Here is a 20123-nt window from a genome sequence, read left to right as displayed (position 1 = left end):
AATTACTACATATTTTTATCTAAGCAGTCCTATTTTAAACTTCTAAACATCAACATCCTCCCATGACAAAAAATCAGCCTCAATATGCCTGAGTGCTGACATTGGGGTATATTTTTTGTTTTCTAATCCATGAATTTCCAAGTCCTTACATCCCGTTTTATTATTTCTAATCATTGAAATTTAGAAAATAAGATATGGTATACTAGCTACTATGAAAAATTAGAAGGTGAAATAAATGTTAGAAGTTAATGAAAGTAAATTAGCTCACTATAGTATCCATTTTTTGAGCGAGACGACACTAATTTTAGGAGAAGAGGATTATATACAGCCAGAGCTCATGCTAGAAGCAGCCTTTACACAGCTTGCATTTAGTAAAGTAGAGCTTGAGCAGCAATATGAATTTTTCCATGAAACAGATATTGCGCTTAATGAAGTTTTTACCTATTCAAAAAAAATATTCGAACAGGACAGTAGCTTTCTTGAACAATCTCAAAATATGGCGAAGCACTTACACAGTGTATCCCAGCACCCAAATATTAAAAGCGGAGAGCTATTTATTGGCTTGTTTGAAAATTGCTTTCTATTAAATGAAGTTAAAAAGGTCATTGCCATTGTCAAAATTGATGAAAAAGAGATGTTTTTAGATGTCAAAAATGACAATAATAAGATGATCATTCATGGTGTTGATGGCATAAACGTGAAAAAAATTAATAATATGGCCATCATTGTAGATATGGGGGAAGAGAAACCCCCTGTTGTTTTTATAAAAACGAAGCGAAAAGAGGATATCGTATACTGGCAGGAACGATTTTTAAACATTAAAGCAGCCGATGAACATTATCACAATACAGATTTAGCGCTAAATGAATGCAAAAAGTATATTTTAAAAGAAGAGAATTATTCGAACACAGAGAAGCTAGGCTTTTTAAATAAAACATTGGACTACTTTAGAAACGAAGATGAGTTTCAAGTGGACCATTACATCGAAACCGTATTTGATCAAGCGGATGCTACCCAAAAAGATATCCTCGTCAATGCAGTCAAACCTTATGAAACAGTTATTTCTGACAGTGCACTAGAAAAAGCTGAAAAAAAATACAAACGTAAAATAAAGCTTGATTCCAATATTGAAATTCAAGTCAATATTCAGCATATCGATCAAATAGACGAACTGATTGAAGTTGGCTATGATGAGGCAACAAATCGAAAATTTTATAAGATTTATTTCCAGGATGAAATATAAAGGAGGCTCACTTAAAAATGCCTCAAATTATTGACCAAAACCATCGAAAAGTTCACGCTCGATGGTTTTTATCTTTTTAGAGTGCTACAGCTCGACCGCTGTAGTGAAAATCAACGCTTTTATTTTTTTGTAAAAGAGACATTCCCATTTTAGGAGTTGCTCTTTTGTCTTAAAAAAAACACTATTTCTTTTCAAATTTTTCTTAAAAAGATAAAACTTTTTTGTTTGGTAAAACGTCTAATAATTGGTAACAGAAGTTAACCTAAAGGAGAATGAATAAAGATGAAAAAACCGTTTAAGAAAACATGGATTTTAGCTTCCGCATTAACACTAGGAATGGCCGTAATGACCCCGCTTCAAGCTGGTGCAACTTCAGTAGATACAACTAAACAAGTCACTATACAAGTAGAACAAAAAATAAAAGGTACTATTAAGTACTTTGATGGCGATGGCATCTCAATTAAAGGGTCTGACGGCAAAAATTATTTTATTGGCTTACACAAATTCTCTGACAAGCAAATCGAAAAATTGAAGCTAGTGGAAGGACAGGAAATCGCTGTTGAAGGAAGCATTGTAGAAGATTATTCAGATTTCTATACTTTTGATGTGTATAAAAAAAGCTTACCTAAAGAAGTCACAAAAGAAGAGTTAGTTCAATTAGAAAAACTCTTTACTGACATGAAAAAAGCAGAAAAAGAAGAGAATTATGAAGAAATGGATCGAGTTTATCAGGCCATGAATAACATTACAAGACCTTATGAATTAGCAAATTGGCAGCCTGAGCCTTTTGAAGATTTTATTAACGAAGCTGCATTTTCTGAGCAAAACATAGTCATCAAAAAACAAGATAAAGAACAGCTTAAAGCACTTTATAATGACTGGGTAAAATTCACTAAAGAAGATAAAACAGATGAGGCAGGAGAAAAAATAGATAAAATCTTTACTATTTTAGAGCCATACTTCCAAGAGCTATATCCTCCACTAACTTTTGAACAATATATGGCTGATATGGACTTAGACATAACAAAAGAGGATCTCGTAAAGCTTAAGGCGTTCTATGAGGAAGCTCAAAAAGCAGATAAAGATAAAAACGAAGAGCTCTCAATCAAGTTATGGGATCAATTCTATGAAATAATTAATTCATATTACAAACCTGTTTCCTTTGAAGAATATATGTCAGATATCGAATTTGACATTAGCGAATCGGATTACACAAAATTAAAACAGCTCTATGAGGAAGCAAATGCCTTAGATCAAAAAGGTGAAGATGAAAAGGCTGCTGCCCAATGGGAAGCCTTCTATCAAATTTTAGATCCCTATTATTCGGCAAATAGAGACATTCTAATCTCAGCATCGAAGTTAATCATTCACGGTAACGATTTACTTCCAGAACAAACAAAATAATGTTTTTGGGGCTCTCCTATTCACTATAAGGAGTAGCCCTTTTCTAGTACATGACAAAATTGTCATGTACTCCATTGAATAGTCATGTGAATCGATGGTTTGACCATAATTTGCTTGTTATAGTAATCGTTGTTGAAACAAGTAATTTATAAGTTAAGGAGAAATGAGCATGACACAATTTATTAAAAAAACTGTGATGATGACTGTAATGCTAGTATGTTGTACAATGCTACCAGAATTTGCGCATGCAGCATCTGATGACAAAATTCGTAACATTGAACTCTTTATTGAGGAGCAACAAGCCATTAGTAAAATCCCCGGCCTTTCTGTCACTATTGTCGATAAGGGGGTAACCGTATATCAAAAGGGATTTGGGTATGCAAATATAAAAACAAAAACACCCGTCACTTCAGATACTCTTTTTGAGCTAGGCTCCACATCTAAAGCCTTTACAGGCCTTGCCATTCTTCAATTGGAAAAACAAGGGTTACTAAAGCGTTCGGATGATATTCAAACGTATATCCCATGGTTAACATTGACCTATAATGGAAAAAAGGAAATCATAACAATTCAGCAGTTACTGTCGCATACAAGTGGAATTCCTTCTAATTCAATTGTTCAAATTCCAGAAAGCACAGCCAAAAACGCCCTTGAATTAACGGTCAAAACATTACTAGATCAAACATTAAATAGAAAACCAGGAAGTTCTTTTGAGTATGCAACTATTAATTATGATGTGTTAGGACTAATCATAGAGCAAGTAACTAAGCTGCCCTATGATCAATATGTCAAACAGAAGATTTTACAACCTATTGGTATGTATCAATCGTTTGTAGGAATTCATCAAGTAGCATTCCCTCATATGGCTTCTGGTTATAAAATAGGACTTATGAGAGAGTTACCTTTTACACCACCTATTTACCGTGGAAATATCCCTGCTGGCTATATTATCAGTAACGCAAATGATATCGCAAAATGGTTGAAATTACAGTTAGGCAATAGTGAAATTTATTCAATTGATGCTACAACCATTAAAGAATCACATAACCCTGACCAAACGGTAGAACCTTTTGATACAAATACTTATTATGCTACCGGTTGGGCAGTGGTTGAAAAAGAAAACAAGCCATACATTTACCATGCTGGAGAAAATCCAACCTTTACATCGTATTTCATCATGCAGCCCGATGAGCAAATAGGGGTAGCCATCTTAGCCAATATGAATACAAGCTCGACAACTGCTATTGGACAAGGGATTATGGATTTGTGGGAAGGTAAAACAACAACTCCTCTACATACTAACAGCTATCAAAAGTTGGATAAAATCGCCACGATTATAAGTATCATTATTATAGGAATCAGTCTAATCTTTTGCTATTTTGTAATCAAAATGACCTCAAGCATTTATAAAAAACAACGCCAATTGACAAAGCTTGCTTCCAAGAGAATACTATTATTAACTCTCCATTCAATGCTTGTTGCCAGCATGTTAATCGCAATTTTTCTGGCACCAGAAGTTTTACTTGGCGGTTTAAATTGGGCATTTATTAAGGTGTGGGCACCGACCTCTATATCGGTATTATTGTATAGCACTATATGGGCTTGTATTCTATATTTAACATGGGGGATTATACTCATTATGACAAAAAGGAAAGCGCTAGATTAATTGTCTATGGAATGTTTTAGTATGTAGATAATCAGGATGCCCGACTCTTTTTAAGATGAATTTAATAGGATTTTCTACATAGGCTACTCTAAACGAGAACAAGTTTTAACTCAACTTCCTTTTATAGCTTATTCATATAGCCAGTTACTCGAATAGTGAGTAACTGGCTATGACACTTGTGAATACAAAGGCAAACGTTCCAAAAATGAAACTAAATCAAAGCTAGCACGTAAATTTATTTAAATTCGACTATTTTTAGAAAACGAGGTTGTTTGATGAAGGAATGGTGGCAAAGTAAGAAAAGAAAAACGACAAAAAGGAAAGTAAATAATAATTACTCCCTATTTGAATTATTACTTGATGTGCTTTTTTGGTTACCAGAGCTCTTTCTAGTCCCATTCAGATTAGTATTTTGGTTGCTTAGAGGTATAGGTAGATTAATTGCAGATGTATTTGAATATCCGTGAATTCCTTACCCTGTAAAATTAATGTTGAACATTCAAAGTGTTTCGTTATTTCCCCCATGGCTGTTCACCATATCTTTTAAGCTTCACGATTTCACCATCATTATTGACCAAACGATTATATACATAATTAATTTTATATTCATTGTACTTTTCTAATTGTATTTTTTCGTAAAACTTCTTTGATAAAGTCAACTCTCGGTCATCAATTAACAAATAGTATTGACCATTTTTTTCCATAATGTTTTGTTCGTCAAGAAGATAGGTGCTTTCAACTTGTACATTATTAAGAGAATAAACACCTGCTACAAATAAGGCTACAAAAGCAAATAAGACGAACATCACAAAAATTCTTGTTTTACTCATATCCTCACCTCACTAAACTTAGCCATCATAAGATCATTACATTAGATTTTACAAGTCATTATGTAAAGCTAGAGCAATTCAAATAATCCATTTGGAACTAATACTAATTTATTATTTGAGAAGTCACTAATGGGCTTCCAAAGCAATTTGAAGCGTGTGCCATTATCTTCTTCCCCAAAAAAAGAAGCATTTTCATAAAAGGACATTTCAATAAAATCCGCTTCATAAACAAACACTACTTCATGTCCATTATCACCATTATATGTAAATATATTTTCAATTGTACCTACATGCTTTAGGTTAGTAATACTCGCCTCGATTTCCTCCAATATTTCTCGCCTTATTGCCTTTGAACTCGTCTCACCATATTCAATTTTCCCACCAATTGGTCGATAATAAAATGTCTCCTTTACTTCATCAAAGCCTTCAGAGACAAGTATTGCATCTTCTTTCCTAAATATACAAATAGCTTTTGCTATAATTTGCTCTTTCTTCATCTGATTCCTCCAATCCCATTTCAAGCTGTGCGACAGGTGCATTTTTTATTATATCAATGCACTCACGATAATAAAGAATGTTTTGTACAAATTTAGCTCGTATTTACATATTTCATCTGGCACAATTTCCTTGCCATTCATTAAAATGATAAACTAGTAAGAAGCATGATAGGAAGGAGATGGAATGTGAATGATGGATGCTAAGACCATTTTATTGGACCAACTTCTAGCAAATGCAAATGATCGTAGCTGGTATATTTCATTTCATGAGGCAGTTGAAGGACTATCTGAGGAAGAAGCATTTTGGAAACCCGATAATACCAGTCATAGTATTGCTGAAATTGTCCAACATCTCATTTATTGGAATGAAACTTGGCAAATCAGATACATTGAAAATCATGTTCAAGCTAGTCCACAAGTCCAAAGCAATCATGATACTTTTCTATTGAGAGATAAGGTGACTTTTTTGGAGCTAAAGGATAAATTATTAAAAACGCTACTTCAGTGGCAGGAGCTTCTTGAGGAGGAGCAACTTCTATCTGTTGTAAATGGTTACCCAGTGAAGGCGGAATGGTGGGCTATCATTTCCAATGCCACAACACATAATGCCTACCATATTGGACAATTAGCATATATTCGTAAGATGAAAAGATAGACATTTGATGGATGATTTTGGCCTAAGCCATTCTGTAAAAAAGTTCGAAACTCTATAAAAACCTCACCCAAATGAGCGAGGTTCGTCTGCTTTTCTTTGTTAGAAATTCATCCATTCAAAGATTATCTTGAAATTGTCACTCAACTGAGTGACTTTTTATTTTGAGTCTGCTTGGAGTGCATCTACTGAATCCACAAATGCTGAAGAAAGACCTCGTCTAATTAGGTTTGCAGAAACTGGCTTTCTCCCAATTTCCCTAGACCAAATTGATAATTGTCCTATATGGTGAATTTCATGTGCAATGGTATGACGAATGATTTCACCCCATGTATGCGTTTCAATTTTTCCATCCTCTAATGGAAGATGAAGTAAACGCTCTTCCATACTAGCATCCCATTTGTTTACAAAACTTTCTACTTCTAAATGAAATTCAGCTGTTAATTTTCGAACTTTCTCAAGGCTTTTATAGTCATCAAAATTCTCCTGAAAATCCTCTTTACCTTGTAAAACGCGTATCCAACTCCACTCTACATCCACTATATGGAAGAGTGTATGTAGTATATTTCCCATACCACCTGTTCGATTTTCTAAAAGTTCTTCTTCACTCAACTCTTCACACCAACGGAACCAATCTTCTCTTACCATCCAATTATATTTAAACAATAATTGCAAAATAATCCCCCTCTAAAAAAATATAATAGCCCTCTACTACTTCTTCCTTTATGGATAGTTTCCCTCCATTTTCTCAGAATTTTTTTAGGTTATTACTGCTGATACTCGTTAGTTTCATTAAAATTGCAGCCCCCTTTCTGCAAAAAAAAGCCTTACAACCGTAATGGCTGTAAGGTTTAACTGATATAGTTTGCTTAGTGTTGAATCACCAAACATAAAAAACAGGTCAAGCTAACGGTAAGATATCATTAGAGTACTTTATATACTCTCCTAGATACCTTACTCATTTTCTTAACCTGCCTAGCAAAGGCTAACTATTAATGCGATTCTACATCGTCTTCTTTGGAGTAATTAAATTGGGAAGGATCAACTGGCGTATAGCCTGTTGGCTTATAAAATCTCAATAAGTCACCATTCACGACTTTATCAGATAGTTGCAATTTAAGATCTACTTCATTCTTAATTGTTCTCGCAGACTCTAATTGACTATCATCTAGTGGTAAACCTGTTTCATTATCATAAAATTTTTCATTGATTGAATAGATTTTAGGGCTGACAAAATCGCCATTTCTAAAAGGCACAATTTCATGATGCTCTTCTGACAAAAGGTCAGAGCCAAATTGAACAAATTGTTGCGAATCAATTCCAAGTAAATGTAATAGCGTTGGAAGAAGGTCTGTTTGCCCACCATACGTATGGTTAGCTCCACCCTCCATACCTGGAACATGTATGAATAATGGAACGCGTTGTAAATTAGCACTTTCATATGGTGTAATATCTTTTCCAATTACTTGGCTCATTGCAGCGTTATGATTATCTGAAATACCATAATGGTCTCCATAAAGAACAATCATCGAATGATCATATAAACCAGATTCTTTTAATTGTTGGAAAACTTGTTTGATTGCTTCATCTGCATAACGAGCAGTTTGGAAATAATTATCAACACTTGCATCTCCAGTATTTGCTTTATCGATTGTTACTAGGTCTTGATTCATTTTATATGGATAGTGATTCCCAACCGTAATTAATTTTGTATAAAACGGTTGTGGTAAAGAACTTAAAAGACTTTGCGATTGTTCAAAGAACGGTTTATCCAATAACCCATATTCAGCCATGTCACCTGAAGTGCCCGTATTATAATAACTAGCATCATAGAATTTATCAAAGCCAAAGGATTTATAAATCACATTTCTGTTCCAGAAACTTCCGTTATTACCATGGAATACAGCCGATGTATAACCATAATCTTTTAAAATGCTAGGAGCTGCCTGGTACGTATTTTGTGCTTTTGTAATATAAGCAGAACCTTGTGGTAGCCCAAATAAAGAGTTTTCTAGCATAAATTCTGCATCGGATGTTTTACCCTGCCCAGTTTGATGGAAAAAATTATCAAAATACAATGTATTTTGATCTTTTGCTAATGAATTTAAAAATGGTGTAACTTCTTCACCGTTTAATTTATAGTCGATAAGAAAGTTCTGGAATGATTCTAAATGTAAATAAATAACGTTCATTCCTTTTGCTTTACCAAAATAGTTTGCATTTGGCTTTGCATAGTTAGATTTAGTATAGTTAATCACTTCTGTAATATCACTACTATCCGCCAAAGCTCTTTGTGAGGATGCTTTCATCGTTTCGACTGAATCATAAATCGTATAGTTATACATCCCTAAATATTTCACAATATAGTTTCTATCAAAACCTCTTGTTAATAGCTGCGGACGATTAGCCTCAGCTAGCCCTAAATTAAGAATTGAAATAGCTAAAGCACATGTAATGACCGTCATCGCTTTTTTATATCCAAAGCGTGTAGTATCTTTTTGAATTCTTTTTGAGAAGCGTAGATAAAACATTACGAATACATCTACAAAGAATAAGATATCATATGGTTTTAATAAAGAAAGAACACTACCACCTAAATCACCAAAGTTCTGCGTTTGAGAAAGTGTAGGTAATGTAATGAAATCACTAAAAAATCGGTAATAAACAATATTAGCATACAAAAGGATTGACATCAGCATGTACACTACAACGAGTGATGTATATTTTCGTTTTCCTCTAAAGATAAATGAAAATCCTAGAAATAGCATTGCTGAGCCTAATGGATTTAATAGTAAAAGAAATTGTTGAATAACTCCTTCTACGCCTAAGTCAAATTGTGTTTGTTGCGATATATATGTTTTAATCCATAACATTAAAACAGCTACTACATATATTCCAAAAAAGTTGTTCAATAGGTCGTCTTTTTTACTTATTAGATTTCTCATTTCTTGCACCTACCTTTTACTTATTGAATTGAATCTTGATGTATATTAACTTAGAGATTATAAGTATTAACGTTGCATTTAAAATAATGTTAGGTCACGATAGCTTTTTTCGCGACCAATGTATAGTACTCCCCATTTAGACTTATGTCAAGTTGTTAGGTATCACAATAGACAATTCGTATAATCATTACTAATTAACACAAATGCTGTCATAAAAATATCCAGTAAATGTTAGTTTTTTTAACTATCATTTACCGGATTTTAAATAATAACTGTATCTTTTTTAATTTCTTTAAGTTCATCTATTTTACATTAAGAGAGGGCCAAGCAACCTTTATTCGAAAACATTGATTTCTAATTTTTTCTGTACAGCCTTTATCATTCGTGCTGACCCATAACAAATTTCTCCATTTTTCATTAATATTTCTTTCCTCTTAAAATCCACTTCCTGAATATTGTCGATATTAACTACAAAAGAATTATGGCAACGTATGAAACCTTCATACTCTTTTTCTACGTCTTTCAGTTTCCCATAAAACTCCACTTGACGATTATCCAAATGTAAAACAACTTTATGTAACGGAGAGGACTCAAAAAACATAATTTCATCAAAGTTAACACTAATAATTTTATCAGCAATTTTTTGAACGAATTTTTTATTGGATGCCTTGTTCGTCACTTGCCTTCTTTCATTCGTCACCTTCAAACAGCTTATAATTTTACTCTGTATAGAATCAACATCATCCTTAATAATAAAATCCATCGCTGCTACTTTATAAATGAAATTTAAATAAGTAAGCTCTGAGTGTGTTGTGATAAAAACAATATCACCTATAGGATCAATTTTTCTGATTTCTGCGCCAAGTGTGATACCATTCATCTCATGATTTAGGTCGATATCAAGAAAATATAAACCAGATCGTTGACTCTCATTAATATAGTGTAATATCTCTTCTGGATCTGCGGTTGTTAGTACCAGCTGCATATCCAGATTTTCAATCATTATATAATTTGACACATATCTGGCTATTCTTTCTCTTTGTTCCTTTTGATCTTCGCAGATAAAAACATCAATCATCTCAATCCCTCACTTTAAAATTACAATTTCCTGTTTAAAAAAACCATCCTCTATTACTGTATCCAACTGTGTCATATTTTCTTGATCAACCATCTTCTTCAGACTGTTCAGCCCCAATCCGCGATTTTCTCCTTTTGTCGAGAAACCTTCTTCGAAATATTGAAAAAGCTTATGACCGGTATCTCTAAACGTATTCCAAACTACAAAGGACACGGATTGTTCGAGCTCTACAAACCCCACTCGTATCATACCCTTCTCTATCTCTTCTGCTGCTTCAATGGCATTGTCTAAAATAATTCCAATACAGCGACACAACAGTACACTATCCATATTCAAATAATGTATTTCGTTAGGGCATTCAAAAACCACATCTATCCCCTTTTCTTGTGCTGTAATCAGTTTGGAGGAAACCAAACCTTTTACTTCTGGAATTTTAATTTCAGACAAACCCCTCATTTTAAAATCATTATCACGAATCTCTTGACTGACACGCATAATATTGTCATTAAAATAGCTTTCTAAAGCATCCATATCACGATTATTAATATATTCGGACATAGAAGATAGGATATTGATGTAATCATGGCGAAAAGTTCGCATTTCATAATAGTTTTTTTCTAGCTGTTCCGTGTACATTTGTATACTGTTCAGCTCAATTTCCTTCTCCCTCATCTCTAACTGCTTTCTGAAGGTGTATACTAGGAACGACAAGCTAACAGCAAAAATGACGAAATAGATAAATAAGTATAGCGTATTCATCAATACTAGCGTTTTTTGATTTCCTGTTAATCGTACATAAACAATCATTGTAAAATAAATTGTATACGTAAAAAGACCCAAGAAAGCTAAAATACGTTTTGTAATCCTATCTTCTGCATCCTTTTCAAAAATTCTAAAAGTGATTTTTTTCCAAAACTTTATAAATATAATACCAATGATGAGGGTAATAAATTGATGAAGTAATACCGCTGAAAAAATGAGTTCGTTTGTTTCTGAGGAGATTGTATCAATATCTAAAACTTTTCCCAAAATGAAAGTAGTTATATGATCAATGAGGATCATACCAATCATTATTGTTGATGCGTAGTACAGTGCAGGTATCCACTTTAGATATGTATACTTAAACATACCAAGAACAAACGCAAATATTAAGAGCGAACCAAAAATATCCAGGTATGGATATAGCCAACCCATTATTAGACTAAACAATATGACTGCAAAAATAGTTTCCTTTCGAAAAAAAGGTTTACCTATGACAAAAGCTACTAAAATACACTGAATGGCAACTTGAACAATAGCTAATAGAATCACTCACTAATCCTCATCTCTCTTTAGTCATCTATTATGAATATTATACTATAGATAATGGAATTAGCAAAATTTAGAATTTTTAGTGAAAATCTATCATTTCACACATAAATTACTTCTTCAATTCTTCTGGAATTGTTGGTTCAAAGGAATACAATACACAGAAATTATGAACACTCAACCCTCCTACTACAACAAACAGCTTTGTTAGACCTTCTGCAAACATATGTTGGATTTTTTTCATTTTCTTCTTCCTCCCTTATTTTTTCAATAATTTATATGTCAACGGAAGAATACAAAATACAGCTAGTAGACTTCCAAAAAATACTTGATTGATTACTATTTCTGAGCTTGTACTAATCATTACTGCTACACAAATCGAATAGCCAATAATGGCTCTATTTCTCAGTTTTACTCTCAACGCTTTATCATTAACACGGTTCTTTTCTGTATCTTGAGGGGCATATTTATAAAGACAGATATATACAGCTAGAATGCCAATCCAGAAAATCGATTCTGAAATTGAAATATCTCGTATGATGATCGGTAGTATTCCAAAAAGGAAAATGCTTATCAACGTGCAGGTACTGCTTTTTTTAGCATGAATACCTCTAGCATAGAGCCGTACTAATAAATAAGCACTGTGAAAGATAAATGTTAGCCAAACTGAATGAAGTAGAAATGCAGTTAAATAAACAGGAATGGCCTTCCCGAGATTAATGAGGCAGACTTCAATACCCAATTTACACTTCAGTTCTTGAATTCTGGTTAAATCTTGTCTTGCTTTTAATTTCCTAACCATATATTCTGCCAACACGTCTTCCCTAAATCCTTTTAGCAGTATTTCCATTTTTCCCCCTCCTTGTTTGTCTTTACAATAAAAGTATAGCTTTGTTATCTAGCATTTTTTCAAATGTTTAGTAACTTACTACTCTGATTACTTATATGCAAAAAAAAAAGAGGAAAATACACAGTTACGAGTATTTTCCTTACAATCATGAAATTTATCATACGACAAACTCTACAAAATATTTGGGATAAAGCGTAACCGCTTCACTGTATCCTTGAAGATTCATACGATTGATACAGACTTTGTTTCTTGTTGGGAAAAATTCATTTTGCCGCATTTTATTATACAAATTAAATAACTGAATAAATAGAATTCTTTCTAGGAAGAAACATATCAATAACTCTTCATGATGCATTATGGCTGCATTCTGCTCGCCTTCTATTGAAAATTTTGGAATTTCGAACTTTGTTGCATTAATTAATGGACCAATCTCCAAACTTTTTTCCTGACAACTCAATGCCAGTACATACTTTGAAAAAGACTCCACTGGATTCATTTCTGCGATTTTCTTTTGTGTTCCAATTAGGAGATCAATATTGTCCTGAGGCTTATCATCATAGACAGTTTGTACAAATGGCGATTTTTCCAGAAACTCTTGAACATTTGGGAATTTATCTTCCAATATGACTTGAATGTTAAAGATTTTCCCTGTATCAATAATTTTTTCTGCAAAAATCAAGTATTCAACAATTGCTTCCGTGGAAATGAAATAAGGTGTAAAAAATTCTGTATAGCTCCTAACTAGATTCAAAAGATCTCTGGATTTTTGTTTTTCATAGGAGATAAACAATGTAGGGTCCTTTTCCAAAAGCTGTTTTCCAAGCTTATTCTCCGAAGAGTCTGTTGTTTCATCTATTCCATGATAGATAATCTCTTTTAATTTATTAAACTCAATATCTTTAACTTTAAAGGCCATGACTGTCTCTAATGTTATACAATCCTGAATCATAAAGAAATCGTTCATTTTTTTTACTTGATATTTTAATTTTAAGCAATACATATTCTACCTCAGCTCCTTTCTATCCTATCAGAAATGCATACAAGGATGTTTGATGATCACTCAAAAGTTTTGATAGCTCAATATCATAAAAACCACCCAGGGGAACACTTTCCAATCCAAGGTAATTCGCTACTAATTGGATATTTTGTCCAATATGTCCAGCCTCCTGTTGAACTAGTTTATAGGAGATATCTGTATACTTTCCAGAGATTCCAGACATATCACAGCTCAAAGCAACAGCAAACTGAGCGGTATTAGCCAAATACTTTTGGATAAACGCTTTACTAATTTCATCCCACGACACGTACTGTTTAACTAATAGCTTTTGAGTATCACTATTCAGTAGCATAATATTTCCCTGCTCTATCAAATCCATGTCAACCAATTGCTCATTGAATAAAAAATAAATGTTAACATAGTACTGTGCCCCCCCAGAAGGGTATGTACGATTTTCTTTTTCACCACCAATCATAGCCAATTGAGTAAATTGCGCCATTAACTTTTTATTGACTTTGACATTCGCTTTGAATGGTTCCCTTGCCGTATATCTTGTCCCTAAAATTTTTTCAAATATATTATTTTCGTCTATCGTATACTCTAAATCTATTAACGGATAATGTCCATTTGCCTGTAATTCCCTCGGTCTATGAGCATATACTTGAGTATTGGTAAATTCAGGTTCATTGATTGACATCATATGATAATCCATGAATTTTTTCTCTATATTCCGCTCACCTTTAAAATTCCACAAATTAATGTCCTCCTTTTTAAGAAATCATCCAGCTTTAAGAAAAGCATCTGAAAAAATGAATTCATATTCCGGAGATACTCCTAATCGATTATTCAACATATGGAGATGAGAAATGACAATATAAAAGGCGTACTTTGGCTCCATTGTTGTTTGACATAACTTTATTTGAGCAAGCAAAGATTTGAACACCTTAAGATATGGTTGATAGAATTCAATTGCAAGCTCGCCATTTTTCAATTGATCAATTCTGTTGTTAATCACTTTGAATATATGCTCCGGGGTCTTATTCTGAGAAAATTGCGTCCATATTTCACGATATGCATGAAACATTGTCTCATGCTTCTCGATATACCCTAATTCTTGAGCAATTTTTGTACAGTTGTACATGAGATCAATCGCTAACACATAACGCTGAGTTCGATTAAGGTTTTGAATTATTTGTCCAGCAAATTTTGACGAGTGGACAAATAGTTCTTCGGATAGCGCCATTGCTGTCTCTCCCCCATAACGGTTTAGCTCTGGTACATACTCAATCGTCTGAATTGAAAAATTCGGATATGGAGCAGTTGGTACAATACCTTCTGTCTGAACAATCGCCTCATCATAGGAAATAGCTTGAAATGAATGGCTCTTATGTTTTTGGTGAAAGCTCTCTAATATTTGCTCCAAATCTTTATCAACTTTCTCTGCTATATCTTGTGCAGTTTGGTATCTCAAACGGATGTGGGGACCACCATCCCAATAACGAATGAAAAAATATCGAACCTTTTCTCTATCTAAAAATGGCAACAAATACTCTTTTAAAAACTCTTCAATTAACACATAATCATGAATGAATAAATGTTTAGATATCCACATAAGGCTCTCCTTTATTTTAAAAATATACTGTGACTTGTATTCCAGCTCTTAAAAAGATTTAATGAGTAGCCAAGCTGTACATTGTTCTCTAAATTGAATTTCTCTTTTATTATTTTGTCATTGTAATTTTTAATCCCTCGAGCAGCCATTCCATACTTCGCAGCAATAATAGATAAATGTTGTGCAAAATGACCAATCCTTAAAAAAATGTCATCATAATCTTGTCTTGTTTTCTCAAAGGTAAAAAATATCCAATAATACATGCCTTCCAAATTAGTGAAATCTTGATATTCTTGCAACATCTTCTTATACATAAGTTTTTCTTTCGGTTGAATAAATTCACATGTTTCTCCAATCCGATAAAATCCACTTTTGAGATCAGCAATATTATCTATAAAGGTCCACAAACCTATTTCAGGATAGTCCTGTGCTGCTACTAGGAATTCCTTTAGGAATTGATGATGTGTAGTAGCTAACATTAACTTTTTTACTACTGAATCGCCTTTAATATTTTGCTCCGATACTCTTCTCCTGAAAAATTCGGTTTCCGGTTGCTCTTTTATATCTACTGTACTCAAATGATATTCTTGGTCTAAAGCTATTTCCAGTACAAGCGGAATTGTTACAAAATCACGAGCCTTTTCAAGTGAAGCTGTTGTTAGTTTTCGGTGACGAATTCGATGGCCCTTTAAAACATAGTCAAGATTATAAAGATAATGACCCGTATTCAATAAACCTAGCATCAAAGAAAATTCACCATAGAATTTTTGGAGCTGACGATTGTCATTTACGATTACTAGATAATCTCTTTCAGCATTCAACCCTTTAAAATACTCTTGGTTATATACATAAATTTTGTCTGTTAATGCTTTGTATACAAACATATGCGTTTTATGAACGAATACCAATTTGAGACTATCTATATTTCTAGCCTTTGGAGAAAAAGAATGGAAATAGTATTTGCTGAAAAAATCTATCCGCTGAATCATTTCTAAATAATAATAGAGATCGTAAATAATGGAACTCCAGCCATCACTTTTACCAAGCTCCTTCAAAAATTTCATGTCAATCACATCTAAATGATTTTTAAATAGCGGTTCATCATCCACTTGTGCAACAGACAATGTTTGCTTATAACGATTCTCTCCGAATCGATCTAAATATTGTTGATCAATCATCCTTATTCCTCCCGTTCAATTATGGAAATGGATGTGGTGTTTTCTCTATCCAGTTTTTATCTAGCTTCCCTTTCTTCTTATATTGAATAGCCTTTTCAATTCGCTGACTGACAACTCGTCTATTTTGATGCCCAAAAGTCATTGTCAGCATGCCAGGCACTACATATTTCACATTAACAAATCCTGCAGAAAATAAATTCGGGTTTTCCATCGTAGCCCGATACGCTTTACCAGAAATATCGACCAATTGCTTCTCAAGCGTTCGAACAACCTCGGAAAATTTCCCTTGATATGCTGTATATCCTGTTTCCAATTGCTCATAGGAAGACACCATCTCTGTATTTAATGCAAACGAAAATGCATACTTCATCTCCTTATTTGAGTAAAGCAGCAAGTGGTCTTCCAACTTGTGAACCGATTGAGGATTCATCAATAATTGTCTCTTTCTTGTCTGATAATCCTCGTTATTAAATACATTTGTAAATACAGTAATCGCTGTTGTAGCTTCAATTAATGCTCGTTCTATTGACTCTTCCAAATCAAAGGAAGCTGCCGCAGCTGTGTAAAAGGCCATTTCATTTTCCCTAGGCTCCTTTTTTTCTAATAGGACCCAGATAGTCGGAATTTTCACTTCCATAGATATATCAAACAAATGTACACGAATATTTTTTTGCTTTAGGGATTCCAAATAAGCTTGGATTTTTTTAGAATGAATGCTTGATTCATCAATTCTGACAGGTGGAATTTGTCCATACCAAGTAGCTAAAAAGGCATCTCGTTCTATCAGTTCTAGCATCGCATGAAGGCTAGCTTCTGCTTCTGTTGAACCGAGAGCACTGCCATTAGAACTTTCATAAATAAATCTTTTTTCATCAGAAACAACATGAGAGTTATAATAAATTAGCTGCTCGGGAATTAAAACATCTTTTTCACTATGCAATGCCCAAACTTTCTCATAATTCAGTGGCTGATCTTCTGAATAATTTTCTGGATTGCCATAATTGCATTGCGCCATTACTTCACTTAGCGTTAGGTCGATCACTTCTGAATCCTTTTCTCGCATTGACCTTTTTTGCTTTTTATAAGGAAACGCTGTAGCATAGCGCTCTAACGATTCCAAAATAGAAATATATTTTGACTTCTCATACGTCCCTGTCCGACCATAGGAAAGCATTGAAATCCCCTTGTACAATACTTCTGTCTGAACCATTGGTGTACCATAAGAATCCCCAGAACGAGCCAATGCATTCACGATCGACGATGGATGCGCATAGATTAGTTTTTTGTTTCTTTCAATCTTCTCTCTTACCTGTTCAAAGCTCAATTGCCGATTATCCTTTGCATCGAACATCGTATCCAATTCCTGAGGTTTATGTGGAGCAGTATCTTCATTACAGTGACAATCTCCTCGCTTGAAAGTTGCTTTCGCTTGAATTTCCAATGTATCTCGATTTATTTCATAAAGGTACGGTTCACTACTTGTTTGAAGCTTTTGCAAGAGAGTAGCAATTATTTCTGCTTCTAGGTGGCTAGGCTCATCTTCTTGCCAACCAAAATATTGTTGGTAGCTTTTCAGTTCTTTTGTTCGCTCCTTAAAGCAGTTTAGGCAAAAGAATGAATCATTCTTGGATGAATGTACAAAAATATACTTTTGGTTTGTAATAATCGTAGCAACGTTTGTTAGTATGGTCATCACTCCACCTCCAAAAGTTCATATTCAAAACCATGATCATTGAGAATTTTCCCCACAGTTGTCTGCTGTCCACTTACTAGATTTTGTTGATGAGATATGTCCCAATTGAAAGAGCTGCCTTCTTTTAAGTGGAGCTCATTTACGTCTATGGATTGGAAGAATGATTCTTTAATGGATACAGCATTCATATGCATACTAATCCAAGTCAGTAAAACTGTTATCAACTGGGCTGCTGTTCTTACGGGTAGCTGAAAAATGAATGCTTCTGAATTATGATTTACAGCATACAAGTAATACCCCCCACTAATACATGCCTGAAGGTAGAAATGAGTAGATAGCTTTTCTTGATTCATTAAATTAATAATAAGCTCTGATTCTTCCAGCTCATTCAGATATAATCTGGACAGTTTCCCTGCTTTATTATGTTGGGTACTATAGATAACTTTTTCCTGTTGCTTCAATAGAAGATCTTTTGAATAGCTATTTTTTAATATTTCGATAAATGCTGCCTCTGAGAGAAACTGTGCGAGTCTTTCATAAGAAATATCTGCAAAGTAATAATTTTCTTTGTCTTCTGTTTGCACGGTAATAATCTGCAACGGTGATTGGTTGTAAGTAAAATACTCTTTATTTTTATTAAAAGATACTATCTTTGAATCATATTTTTTCACAAAATTTTCAAGTGAATTATAATTCTTGATAGCATCTTGAGGCGCTCGTCCTGAAATTTGATAATCCACCTTTTTAATTCCGTCAAACGCCAATTTCCTCTCAACTTCCATAAGAGAATTAATATTGAATACCGGGGCACTTTCCGCAACAATAGATATAATGACGCCATAATAAAGGAAGCCTGCAAGAAGTTTCTCTGAAATATCCTCAGCGGATACGGACTCAAAATTTGTATGCTTTCTTGTGGTAATCCATATTCTCTCTTCTTTTTTCCCAATATAATAATTTACAACGGTTTTCCCGTCTGCAAAAACTTCTATATTCTCAACTTCTACAATTTCATGTTGAATATGATTTTCTGCCAATAATTCACTGAGACAAATTGCACCAAAATAGGATGTGGGAATTTTCACATAAACTTTCTCAATGTCTCTCAAACCTTTTTCTACTGATAGACATTGCTCTTCTACCCATGGTAAATAGAGGCTGCTTTTGTGAAGATCATAGACCTTCGGATCAATTAAATAAAAAACATGTTTTTTTATAAGAAATTGAATAAGTTTTGTGTAGCGGCTAAACTCTTCAAAAAGTGCTGTTTCTTCACTTCCCTGATAGGCATTACTAATCAAGGAAGTGATATCTTCATATTCTGAAACACTTAGTTTTAATTTTATTAGTTCGTTTGGCCCATATATAAATAAGTCTGGTTCATTATAATGATAACGAATATTTCTTCGAGCCTTTATTAGCATATTACTCACTCCTTCTTATTGTTGAACTTAATGACAACTAATGAAATAATCAGAAGAGCTGACGTGTACCCGATTGAAATCAACATATCTTGATTGAATTCAAATGTCTCATTCCAAATTGAAATATAAATATTATTTAAATGATAGAACGGATTCACATAAGATACATACTTCACAAAATTCGGGAGACTTTCCACTGGAACAGAGAAGCCACCAGTGAACATAACAATTTGGAATAACACAATAGACAAAATAAGTGCTGTTTTAACTTCCTTAAAGTTTGAATAGATTGCGTGAGAATAAACCAGCATCACCGCATTAATGAGTAATAAGCTTAAATATGAAACCAAGAAATTAACAATGGAAAGCTGCAAATCATAAACAAGTAAGCCGATTAAAGTTATTAAGAAAAATCCTGCAGTAGCAATAATGAATGACTTAGCAATGCTGGACATGAGAAGAATTTTATCAGTGATGGGCGTAATGAAAAGTCTTTTTTCAATTCCAGCTGCACGATTCATTACCTGATCAAAACCAAAGGCAAAAAATACGACTGAAAAACTAATCAGGACAATAAACGAAGGTGTATACATTTGAACATAGTTCATCCCTCCGCTATAGGTTGCATTACTAAACATTTGTCCCATTAAAATATATGTGACAGGCGGTACAACAACCGTGAAGACTAAATAAAATAACTCTCTAAAGAACATTTTTAAGTCATATTTAATTTGTGTTAATAACAT

At 33.6% G+C, this 20123-nt stretch carries 20 protein-coding genes; 5 read left to right on the top strand and 15 right to left on the bottom strand.

Annotated features, from left to right (window positions below):
- The first annotated feature begins 235 nt into the window (after positions 1-235).
- From ACP3VS_RS04680 to ACP3VS_RS04665, 4 genes are all read left to right on the top strand, one after another.
- Entirely contained in the window at positions 236-1243 is a 1008-nt protein-coding gene (locus ACP3VS_RS04680) for a nucleoid-associated protein (protein WP_012295508.1), read from the top strand.
- Positions 1244-1525: 282 nt separating this feature from the next.
- Complete coding sequence (locus tag ACP3VS_RS04675) at positions 1526-2647, top strand: hypothetical protein (RefSeq protein ID WP_012295509.1); 1122 nt, start codon at positions 1526-1528, stop codon at positions 2645-2647.
- A 169-nt stretch (positions 2648-2816) separates the two neighbouring features.
- A complete protein-coding gene (locus ACP3VS_RS04670; protein WP_031419330.1) occupies positions 2817-4313 on the top strand; it encodes a serine hydrolase domain-containing protein in 1497 nt (498 codons plus the stop codon).
- A 275-nt stretch (positions 4314-4588) separates the two neighbouring features.
- Complete coding sequence (locus ACP3VS_RS04665; RefSeq protein ID WP_031419331.1) at positions 4589-4780, top strand: hypothetical protein; 192 nt, start codon at positions 4589-4591, stop codon at positions 4778-4780.
- A gap of 45 nt (positions 4781-4825) precedes the next feature.
- On the opposite strand, the gene ACP3VS_RS04660 is transcribed toward ACP3VS_RS04665, so the two are convergent.
- Together ACP3VS_RS04660 and ACP3VS_RS04655 are read right to left on the bottom strand one after the other, a co-directional pair.
- Positions 4826-5143 carry a hypothetical protein gene (locus tag ACP3VS_RS04660; RefSeq protein WP_426388420.1) on the bottom strand — a complete coding sequence of 106 codons (318 nt, stop codon included), beginning with the start codon at positions 5141-5143 and terminating at the stop codon, positions 4826-4828.
- Between the two features lie 68 nt (positions 5144-5211).
- Positions 5212-5640, bottom strand: coding sequence for an NUDIX hydrolase (locus ACP3VS_RS04655; RefSeq protein WP_099805931.1), 429 nt, complete (start codon positions 5638-5640; stop codon positions 5212-5214).
- A 190-nt stretch (positions 5641-5830) separates the two neighbouring features.
- On the opposite strand from ACP3VS_RS04655, the gene ACP3VS_RS04650 reads away from it, so the two are divergent.
- The gene (locus ACP3VS_RS04650; RefSeq protein WP_012295513.1) at positions 5831-6295 is read left to right on the top strand and encodes a DinB family protein; all 465 of its coding nucleotides are present in this window, start codon (positions 5831-5833) and stop codon (positions 6293-6295) included.
- Positions 6296-6451: 156 nt separating this feature from the next.
- On the opposite strand, the gene ACP3VS_RS04645 is transcribed toward ACP3VS_RS04650, so the two are convergent.
- The 13 genes from ACP3VS_RS04645 to ACP3VS_RS04585 all read right to left on the bottom strand — a co-directional run bounded on the left by ACP3VS_RS04645 (position 6452) and on the right by ACP3VS_RS04585 (position 20123).
- Positions 6452-6967 carry a DinB family protein gene (locus ACP3VS_RS04645; RefSeq protein WP_197149799.1) on the bottom strand — a complete coding sequence of 172 codons (516 nt, stop codon included), beginning with the start codon at positions 6965-6967 and terminating at the stop codon, positions 6452-6454.
- Positions 6968-7284: 317 nt separating this feature from the next.
- Complete coding sequence (locus ACP3VS_RS04640) at positions 7285-9237, bottom strand: LTA synthase family protein (protein ID WP_031419336.1); 1953 nt, start codon at positions 9235-9237, stop codon at positions 7285-7287.
- Positions 9238-9571: 334 nt separating this feature from the next.
- Entirely contained in the window at positions 9572-10315 is a 744-nt protein-coding gene (locus ACP3VS_RS04635; RefSeq protein WP_197149797.1) for a LytR/AlgR family response regulator transcription factor, read from the bottom strand.
- A 9-nt stretch (positions 10316-10324) separates the two neighbouring features.
- Positions 10325-11626, bottom strand: coding sequence for a sensor histidine kinase (locus ACP3VS_RS04630; RefSeq protein ID WP_036162271.1), 1302 nt, complete (start codon positions 11624-11626; stop codon positions 10325-10327).
- 109 nt (positions 11627-11735) lie between these two features.
- Positions 11736-11867 carry a cyclic lactone autoinducer peptide gene (locus ACP3VS_RS04625; protein ID WP_012295518.1) on the bottom strand — a complete coding sequence of 44 codons (132 nt, stop codon included), beginning with the start codon at positions 11865-11867 and terminating at the stop codon, positions 11736-11738.
- Between the two features lie 15 nt (positions 11868-11882).
- Complete coding sequence (locus tag ACP3VS_RS04620; protein ID WP_012295519.1) at positions 11883-12473, bottom strand: accessory gene regulator AgrB; 591 nt, start codon at positions 12471-12473, stop codon at positions 11883-11885.
- Positions 12474-12630: 157 nt separating this feature from the next.
- Positions 12631-13473, bottom strand: a complete 843-nt coding sequence (locus tag ACP3VS_RS04615; protein ID WP_207889336.1) for an ABC transporter permease — start codon at positions 13471-13473, stop codon at positions 12631-12633.
- A 19-nt stretch (positions 13474-13492) separates the two neighbouring features.
- A complete protein-coding gene (locus ACP3VS_RS04610) occupies positions 13493-14224 on the bottom strand; it encodes a SagB/ThcOx family dehydrogenase (RefSeq protein ID WP_227256817.1) in 732 nt (243 codons plus the stop codon).
- Between the two features lie 24 nt (positions 14225-14248).
- Complete coding sequence (locus ACP3VS_RS04605; protein WP_207889337.1) at positions 14249-15082, bottom strand: thiopeptide-type bacteriocin biosynthesis protein; 834 nt, start codon at positions 15080-15082, stop codon at positions 14249-14251.
- Positions 15083-15093: 11 nt separating this feature from the next.
- Entirely contained in the window at positions 15094-16260 is a 1167-nt protein-coding gene (locus ACP3VS_RS04600) for a hypothetical protein (protein ID WP_200990578.1), read from the bottom strand.
- A 19-nt stretch (positions 16261-16279) separates the two neighbouring features.
- Positions 16280-17953, bottom strand: a complete 1674-nt coding sequence (locus ACP3VS_RS04595) for a YcaO-like family protein (protein WP_426388418.1) — start codon at positions 17951-17953, stop codon at positions 16280-16282.
- Positions 17953-19377 carry a hypothetical protein gene (locus ACP3VS_RS04590; protein WP_200990579.1) on the bottom strand — a complete coding sequence of 475 codons (1425 nt, stop codon included), beginning with the start codon at positions 19375-19377 and terminating at the stop codon, positions 17953-17955. The genes ACP3VS_RS04595 and ACP3VS_RS04590 overlap by 1 nt, the downstream gene beginning before the upstream one ends.
- 5 nt (positions 19378-19382) lie before the next feature.
- The gene (locus tag ACP3VS_RS04585; RefSeq protein ID WP_012295526.1) at positions 19383-20123 is read right to left on the bottom strand and encodes an ABC transporter permease; all 741 of its coding nucleotides are present in this window, start codon (positions 20121-20123) and stop codon (positions 19383-19385) included.

Source organism: Lysinibacillus sp. VIII_CA (assembly GCF_049943995.1).
In the GTDB taxonomy this organism is placed as follows: domain Bacteria; phylum Bacillota; class Bacilli; order Bacillales_A; family Planococcaceae; genus Lysinibacillus; species Lysinibacillus pinottii.
The sequence above is the reverse complement of the archived record's forward strand: the minus strand, read 5'-3'. Positions and strand labels throughout refer to the sequence as shown.